Origin of the sequence: Calderihabitans maritimus (assembly GCF_002207765.1) — a bacterium.
In the GTDB taxonomy this organism is placed as follows: Bacteria; Bacillota; KKC1; order Calderihabitantales; family Calderihabitantaceae; genus Calderihabitans; species Calderihabitans maritimus.
Genome location: NZ_BDGJ01000168.1, coordinates 194,125 through 202,439 on the forward strand (window position 1 = coordinate 194,125; position 8,315 = coordinate 202,439).

General features: G+C 49.4%; 9 protein-coding genes and 1 pseudogene. All 10 read left to right on the plus strand.

The window, feature by feature from the left end:
• Window positions 1-557 (plus strand): annotated as a pseudogene (locus KKC1_RS13255) (F0F1 ATP synthase subunit alpha); the annotation flags it as partial.
• A 15-nt stretch (window positions 558-572) separates the two neighbouring features.
• Window positions 573-1,433 (plus strand): ATP synthase F1 subunit gamma, encoded by an 861-nt coding sequence (atpG, locus tag KKC1_RS13260; protein ID WP_088554898.1) that lies wholly within the window; start codon window positions 573-575, stop codon window positions 1,431-1,433.
• A gap of 36 nt (window positions 1,434-1,469) precedes the next feature.
• On the plus strand, window positions 1,470-2,885 hold the full coding sequence (atpD, locus tag KKC1_RS13265; protein ID WP_088554899.1) for a F0F1 ATP synthase subunit beta: 1,416 nt from the start codon (window positions 1,470-1,472) through the stop codon (window positions 2,883-2,885).
• Window positions 2,886-2,900: 15 nt separating this feature from the next.
• Complete coding sequence (locus tag KKC1_RS13270) at window positions 2,901-3,302, plus strand: F0F1 ATP synthase subunit epsilon (protein WP_088554900.1); 402 nt, start codon at window positions 2,901-2,903, stop codon at window positions 3,300-3,302.
• A 137-nt stretch (window positions 3,303-3,439) separates the two neighbouring features.
• Window positions 3,440-4,204 (plus strand): YwmB family TATA-box binding protein, encoded by a 765-nt coding sequence (locus KKC1_RS13275; protein WP_088554901.1) that lies wholly within the window; start codon window positions 3,440-3,442, stop codon window positions 4,202-4,204.
• Between the two features lie 85 nt (window positions 4,205-4,289).
• Window positions 4,290-5,543, plus strand: a complete 1,254-nt coding sequence (gene murA, locus KKC1_RS13280) for a UDP-N-acetylglucosamine 1-carboxyvinyltransferase (RefSeq protein WP_088554902.1) — start codon at window positions 4,290-4,292, stop codon at window positions 5,541-5,543.
• Window positions 5,544-5,642: 99 nt separating this feature from the next.
• Window positions 5,643-6,629, plus strand: a complete 987-nt coding sequence (gene spoIID, locus KKC1_RS13285; protein WP_192868243.1) for a stage II sporulation protein D — start codon at window positions 5,643-5,645, stop codon at window positions 6,627-6,629.
• Between the two features lie 87 nt (window positions 6,630-6,716).
• Window positions 6,717-7,202 carry a cytochrome c3 family protein gene (locus KKC1_RS13290; protein ID WP_088554904.1) on the plus strand — a complete coding sequence of 162 codons (486 nt, stop codon included), beginning with the start codon at window positions 6,717-6,719 and terminating at the stop codon, window positions 7,200-7,202.
• Window positions 7,203-7,262: 60 nt separating this feature from the next.
• Complete coding sequence (locus tag KKC1_RS13295; protein ID WP_088554905.1) at window positions 7,263-7,964, plus strand: M23 family metallopeptidase; 702 nt, start codon at window positions 7,263-7,265, stop codon at window positions 7,962-7,964.
• Between the two features lie 131 nt (window positions 7,965-8,095).
• A partial coding sequence (gene spoIIID / locus KKC1_RS16390) for a sporulation transcriptional regulator SpoIIID (protein WP_088554906.1) occupies window positions 8,096-8,315 on the plus strand: 220 nt, incomplete at its 3' end.

Sequence of the window (8,315 nt, forward strand, 5' to 3'; positions counted from 1 at the left end):
TTATTGAGACTCAGGCCGGTGACGTTTCAGCTTATATTCCCACGAACGTTATTTCCATTACGGACGGACAGATTTATCTGAAGTCGGACCTGTTCTATGCCGGTATACGTCCTGCGGTTAACGTAGGTCTTTCCGTATCTCGGGTCGGTGGTGCTGCTCAGATTAAAGCTATGAAGCAGGTAGCAGGTCGCCTGCGTCTGGACCTGGCCCAGTACCGGGAATTAGCTGCGTTCGCCCAGTTTGGTTCCGATTTGGACAAAGCTACTCAGGCCCGCCTGGCTCGAGGTGAGCGTATAGTAGAAATCCTAAAGCAGGACCAGTACGAACCCATGCCGGTAGAAGAACAGGTAGTAGTAATTTACACTGCGGTTAACGGTTACCTGGATGACATCGAAGTAAGTCAGGTACGTCGTTTTGAAGAGCAGTTCTTGAATTTCTTGCGCAACTCAAAACCCGAGATCCTGAAAGAAATCCGGGAGAAGAAAGAATTGAGCGATGAGCTGGTAGACCGGTTGAATAAGGCTATTGAGGAATTCAAGAAAACTTTTGCAAGTTGACAGGTGGTGAGATAAATGCCCGGTATGCGCGATATCAAACGCAGGATTCGCAGTATCAAAAATACCCAGCAGATAACTAAGGCCATGGAAATGGTAGCGGCGGCCAAACTGCGCAAATCCCAGGAGAAAGTAATTGCAGCCCGGCCTTACTCGCAAAAGCTACAGGAAGTTCTGAACCGCTTGATGGTCGATGCGGAAAGGGTACAGCACCCGCTGATGGAGGTAAGAGAGACCAATAAACTGGGTTATATAGTTATAACGGCTGACCGGGGCCTTTGCGGAGGTTATAACGCCAACATTATTCGCCTTACGGAACGCACTCTTGCCGGAGTGGAGGAAGAGATAAGGATTGTTGCCGTGGGCCGCAAGGGACGGGATTATTTCCGGCGCCGTGGTCGAGAAATTGTAAAGGAGTACATTGCTATAGGGGATGACCCTACTTTTACGCAGGCCAAAGCTTTAGCCCATGAAATGATGGAGCTATTTGAAGAAAAAGTTTTTGACAAATTGTACTTGGTTTATACGGAGTTTGTTTCCACGATGCGGCAGGTTCCAAAAATCGTACCTTTACTGCCCCTTTCACCTTCTCCGGAGAAGCAGGAGGAGAAGAAAGAAGTAGAATACATCTACGAACCATCTCCCCAGGGCATCCTGGAAAACCTGTTACCGCGGTTTGTGGAAACCCAAGTATATCAGGCTCTTTTGGAGGCCAAGGCCAGCGAGCACGGTGCCCGTATGACAGCGATGCGCTCGGCCAGCGATAATGCCGCTGAGATGATCGACCGGCTTACTCTCAGCTTCAACCGGGCGCGTCAGGCGGCAATTACCAAAGAAATTTCCGAAATTGTCGGTGGTGCGGAAGCGCTTAAAGGATAGAATTCAAAAGTTGCTGGAAAGGAGGAGTAGAGTTTCATGAATATCGGAAGAATTGTGCAGGTAATTGGTCCCGTGGTTGACGTGAGATTTGACACCGGCCAGTTGCCTGACATTTATAACGCCGTTAAGATTACCGATGATATCCAGGATATGGACCTGGAAGGCAGAAGTTTCAACATTACGATGGAAGCCATGCAGCACCTGGGCAACAACGTTGTCCGATGCGTTGCCCTTTCTTCCACGGACGGGCTGCGCCGTGGAATGAAGGCTGTAGATACCGGCGCTCCTATTAGCGTCCCGGTAGGACGGAAAACTTTGGGGCGGATGTTTAACGTAGTGGGAGAACCGATTGATAACCTGGGCCCGGTAGAAACGGAGGAAAGATTGCCGATCCACCGACCAGCTCCCGCTTTCGAGGAGCAGGAACCTTCTACAGAGATCTTGGAGACGGGGATCAAAGTTATCGACCTGCTGGCGCCCTATGCCAAGGGAGGTAAGGTCGGTCTCTTTGGCGGTGCCGGGGTCGGCAAGACGGTTCTCATTATGGAGCTTATTCGAAACATTGCCTACGAACACGGTGGTTTCTCCGTGTTTGCCGGGGTTGGTGAGCGTACCCGTGAGGGTAACGACCTCTGGTTAGAAATGAAGGAATCTGGAGTTATCGATAAGACTTCCCTGGTGTTCGGGCAGATGAACGAACCTCCAGGAGCCAGGCTGCGGGTTGGTCTTACGGGGTTAACTCTGGCGGAATATTTCCGGGATTCCGAAGGCCAGGACGTTCTGTTATTCATTGACAATATATTCCGGTTTACCCAGGCGGGATCAGAGGTTTCGGCATTGTTGGGAAGAATGCCTTCCGCTGTGGGTTACCAGCCTACTCTGGCAACAGAAATGGGTCAGTTGCAGGAACGGATTACTTCCACCAAGAAAGGGTCCATCACTTCCGTTCAGGCCATCTACGTTCCGGCCGACGACTTGACGGACCCGGCTCCGGCTACTACCTTTGCGCACCTGGATGCTACTACCGTTCTTTCTCGGCAGATTGCGGAGTTAGGGATCTACCCGGCGGTTGACCCGCTGGATTCCACTTCTCGAATTTTGGATCCCAGGGTCGTTGGCGAAGAACATTATAGTGTAGCCCGGGGCGTTCAGCAGGTGCTCCAGCGTTACAAGGAGCTGCAGGACATTATTGCCATTTTGGGTATGGACGAATTATCAGAAGAAGATAAGTTGATTGTGGCCAGGGCCCGGAAGATTCAGCGCTTCCTTTCCCAGCCGTTCTTTGTAGCTGAGGCATTTACCGGAACACCGGGAGTTTACGTTCCCTTGAAGGAAACTATCCGAGGTTTCAAAGAAATTCTTGAGGGTAAGCATGACGATCTACCGGAGCAGGCATTCTATATGGTGGGTACGATTGACGAGGCGGTAGAAAAAGGTAAAGAATTAACCTGATGAGGACGTGAAAACATGGTTGAAAAGAGCATAAAAATGGAGGTTGTAACTCCGGAAAGGGTAGTGTTCAGCGAAGAAGTTGATTCCCTGATTGTCCCGGCCGCAGAAGGTTATCTGGGAGTACTGCCCAACCACGCTCCCTTGATTACCGGACTGGAGATAGGAGTGGTCCGGTATAAGCAGGGAGGCCGGGAATCCAAGATGGCCATCAGTGGCGGTTTTATGGAAGTATACGAGAACAGGGCCATTATTCTGGCCGACACGGCTGAGAAGGGCGATGAAATTGATCTGGAGAGAGCCCAGAGAGCCAAGGAGAGGGCGGAAAAGCGTCTGAAGGAAAGGCCGCCCGACCTGGATGTGGTTAGGGCCGAGCTGGCCCTGAAACGGGCACTGGCCCGTATCAAGGCTGCTCAATAAAAAAGTTATATTCTTTGGGAGGGGTACACCGCGGCAAAGGCCGCGGTTTTTGTTTGGGATCAACCGGCCCCAAAAAGTTTTAACCGGCGGCGGAGAAGGGAATAATATGGCTATACCGGATTAAGGAGGCAACTTTTATGAAAAGACTGCTGTTGATCTTCATTTTCACCGGAATAGTCATATCTTCAAGACTGGCTCCCGGAATTACCGTTGCCGGAAAGGCAAACCTAGAAGATGTCGTCAACAACGCGTTTTTGACCTCCGGTGCCGAAACTTATGAATTAAACGTGCAGGGCTGGGCACAAATAAATAACAAATACCTAACCAGTCAGGAGTTAAATGATGCGCTCCGGGACATTTGCCGGGTCATCGGCCTAGATGGAGCCGTCCCTATATTAACGGTGGAACGAGACTTTCGGGGTATAAGTGCCGGGGGGTCACCATCACAGGGTATTTCGTGGCAGGTATCTTTGCAGTCTCTGGCCGGAATTCCCGGAACCGCTAATCCGAGGGATGAGACATACCTGATCATCAACGGGACGCAACTTCATTCTGTCTCCCGCTTGCTTGATATGAAGGAAAAGATAAGGAAAGCGTTTCAGTTATTTGGATCTTCCGAGCCGAATCTTTCCGTCATTATAACGGGGACTTTTCCGGGAAAATTAAGTACTGAAGAAAAGCAGGCCATCATCCGTCGCATATTTCGTACTGCAGGAGCGGTATGGGTGGAGGGTGTAGTCGACGGTGATTTTATCAGCGTAACCGGCTACACCCCCTTAATAAAGGATTATCTCCTGAGCGGGGATAAAAAAGTCAACCTTAATATTGCCTTTCGGTATCATAATATCGACCAAAAAACTTACATCTACATAGGATCTCCCCTGCTCGGTGGAGAATATTAACAGCGGAAAATGTCGGATTTTTGCAGGAAACGGGCTTATTGTAACGAAATAAAGAGGCAGTAAACGAAACAGGGAGGAAGAAGGGTTGGAGAAAATCATTGTGCGAGGTGGTGCCACACTCCGGGGGCGAGTTGCCATTAGCGGAGCCAAAAATGCAGTTTTGCCCGTTATTGCAGCCTGCCTGCTGACGGAAGAGGAATGCCGGATTGCGGAAACTCCTAATCTGGCAGATGTTGCTACCATCTGCGAGGTTTTGAAAGCTTTAGGTGCTGGAGTATCCCTGCGGGACCGGGAATTGATTATAAACTGTCGGGAATTGACTTCTCATGAACCGCCCTATCACTGTGTAAGAAGAATGAGGGCTTCTTTTTTGGTCATGGGCTCCCTTTTAGCCCGAACAGGACGGGCAAAAATAGCTATGCCCGGCGGTTGTGCTATAGGGAGCAGACCTATAGACCTCCATCTTAAAGGTTTCGCGGCCCTGGGGGCTGATATTACCATAAATCACGGGGTGATTGAGGCCAGGGCGCAGAAATTGAAAGGGAATCGAATTTACCTGGATTTTCCGTCGGTGGGAGCAACTGAAAATCTGATGATGGCCGCTGCTATGGCCCGGGGCACCACGGTTATTGAAAATGCGGCGGAAGAACCAGAAATTGTGGATCTGGCCAATTTTATTAACAGTATGGGTGGCCGTATCACCGGTGCCGGAACAAATATCATCAAAGTGGAAGGCGTGGAAAGGCTCCGGGGAACCTTCCATACGGTAATTCCCGACCGCATCGAAGCAGGTACTTTTATGGTTGCGGCGGCAGCTACGGGCGGTGAAGTTTTAGTGGAAAATGTCATTGTGGATCATCTTAAACCGGTCGTAGCCAAATTAAGGGAAATTGGAGCGGAGATCAAGGAAGAACCGAGTGGAGTACGAGTATCGGGCAACGGCGAACTCCGGGCCGTTGACGTTAAGACGCTTCCGTATCCGGGTTTTCCTACTGATATGCAGGCACAGATCATGGCTCTGCTGACGGCAGCTAGGGGGACCAGCGTCATAACCGAAACAGTTTTTGAAAATCGCTTCATGCACGTCAATGAGCTCAAGAGGATGGGAGCTCAAATAACCATCGAAGGACACGCCGCGGTAGTAAAAGGTGTTGACCAACTCATGGGAGCTCCGGTTAAAGCAACAGATTTAAGAGCAGGAGCGGCCTTGATTATTGCCGGTTTGATGGCTCAGGGAGAAACGGAAATAGGGTGTATTCATCATATAGACCGGGGTTATGAAGATATAGTGGGAAAGCTCCGAAAGCTGGGAGCGGACATTGAGCGAGTGGACAATTAAAAATTTGACTGAGAGACAACTAATTGGAAAAACGTGGCATTAAAGCCGCGTTTTTTTCATATGTATGATAAGGAAATAAATCCGCAAGGAGGCCTGCCCGTGAAGAAGTGGTCATGGCTATGCCTGGTAATTCTTCTACTGATAGTAGGGTTGTACCCGCTTATAGAGCAAATTTTCAAGCCCTTCGGATTCGTAAAAGTTAAGACTGGAGAAATCCCGGTCACTGTGAAATTACACGATTCCGGAAAAATAGTTACCATGCCCCTGGAGAAGTACCTGATCGGAGTGGTGGCGGCGGAAATGCCTGCCCGTTTTGAAATAGAGGCGCTGAAAGCGCAGGCGGTAGCAGCCAGAACTTATGCTTTGAAAAAAATAGAACTTCGCCGGCGAGGGGCGGTGACTTCGTCCATGCACAAGGATGCCGACCTTTGTACCAATCCGATTCACTGTCAGGGTTGGTTGTCGGATAAAGAAATGAAAGATAAATGGGGACTGTGGCGATATCTTTACTATCGGCGTAAAATTGCCCGGGCAGTAGAGGCCACCAAGGGGATAGTCATAACCTACAAGGGGAGACTAATCGATCCGGTCTATCATTCCACCAGCGGGGGCAGAACCGAAAACTCGGAGGAAGTATGGAAATTTAAAATTCCTTATCTCCGCAGCGTGGTCTGCAAATGGGACAAGGATGCTCCCAAGTATCGTACGAAGCAGGTTTATTCCCTGCATGAACTGGACCGGCGGCTGGGGACCGATGTGGCTGCCTTGCCGGCTGCTGCGTGGAAAGACCAGAGAAGACCGGTTATGAAGGTGGAAAAATTCACCAGCAGCGGAAGGGTGAAGCTGTTGCGGGTAGGCAATAAACTTTTTTCCGGGACAGAGGTGAGGCGTCTATTAGGGCTCAACTCGACCAATTTTAGCTGGCAGGTAGAGGGAGACCAGATAATATTTACCGTTACAGGCAACGGGCATGGGGTGGGTATGTGCCAGTACGGAGCCAACGGCTTGGCCAGGGAAGGAAAAAATTATCAATATATTTTAACCTACTACTATACGGGGGTGAAGTTAGAAAAATATAATAAATAAACGGCAGGAGAATAGTGTTTTTTGTCGAAAAATTATACTTCGTGTGCCTTAAGCTAAACCAAAAAGAGCCATTGGGGAGGGTCACCTATGAACAAAGGCCAGAAAACGCTCCTGCTGATTATCTTAATTTCTCTGGTGGGTCTGGGAGTTGTCGGCTTTGCCAGCCTGGAATATACATCCCGCCCTCAGTTCTGTTCCAGTTGTCACGAAATGAAACCGATGTATGAATCATGGGCAAATTCTTCTCACCTGACGGTAGATTGTCTCGAATGCCACGCCGAGCCCGGTTTTACCGGCCTGATTAAGACCAAAATGGGCGCATTGCGGCAGGTTGCGGAACACTTCAAAGGAGTCGACCCTGCGGATATAGTGGCAGAAGTGCCTTCCGAGCGTTGTACCAGTTGCCATGAAATTGAAAAAATAAAGCCTGATAATCCTAAGTTTTCTCATCAGCTACACCTGACCGTCAACTTTGACTGTATGGATTGTCATAGCCGGGTGGTGCACGGACCGGAGGAGAAGAAAATTCCCGACCCCTCGAGACCCGAATGTGCTAAATGCCATAAAAAATAACGCGTTTGAGGAAGTATATTCTGGCAAATATTGGGGAACAATAGGGCTGAGGTGAGATAAATGGTAAAAAACACCTTGGCCCGTGTTGTGAAATTTCTGCGTCATAATCTGCGTCATAACTGGTATTATATTACCTTAACTCTTATAGTCGTTCTTTTCGTATCCTTTTTCCAAAAACCTCTGCCTCAGAGCAGAGAGCTTTCACCCGCAGGCGGTAAGATAGTGCCCCGCCTTCCTTTTCCTTACCAATTGATTGAGCGCTCGCCGGCATCGACTGGGGATAAAGGGCATGAGCTGACCGGTAAACAAAGCGACGGGGAAAAGAAGAGAGAAGGCGAACGCCCGGAAAAAGGGGCTGAAATGGGAACAATGCAGATCCCCGTCTCCGGAGAAGCAGCCAATCCCTTCGGTTTCACCTATTCTGCTACCTTTGCGGATTTCCGCTTTCACCCGGGTATTGACTGGCTGGCAGCAGTGAACGCTCCGGTAAAAGCAGTTCTGGATGGCCGGGTGGTCCGCGTAGAATATAATAAAATGGACGCTTACCGAATAACCCTGGATCACGGGGCAGGGTGGAAAACTCGTTATTTACATCTGGGTCAGGTACAGGTCGAAAAAGGGCAAAAAGTCAAGAGGGGAGAGGTCATAGGAAAAGTGGGCAAGCCCGGGCTGGCAGAAACGGTATTGCCGCCCCATCTGCATTTCGAGCTTTTGTACCAGGGCGAACCCCGAGATCCTGCCCGTTACTTTAAAGAAAAATAGCGCGCTCTTGAACGCTCTAGAAAGGGCGTTCTTTTTTTCTGTCTCGCTGTCCATCAAACAGATGAGATGTTCTTTTTTGTTAGGCCTCCTCATATACATAGGTAACGAAAAACCCTAAAGGAGGCCCTTTTATGCAAGAACATATTCGTAAACGGGTATTGGATATCAGCCAATATATTATAGAGACGTCGGCCACCGTCCGGCAGGCAGCGGTTGTTTTTAGTGTTAGTAAGAGTACCGTACATAAAGATGTTACCGAAAGGTTACCCTTGATCAACAAAGAAATGGCCCGCCAGGTGAGGAAAATTTTGGACATGAACAAAGCAGAAAGACATATTCGAGGCGGGGGAG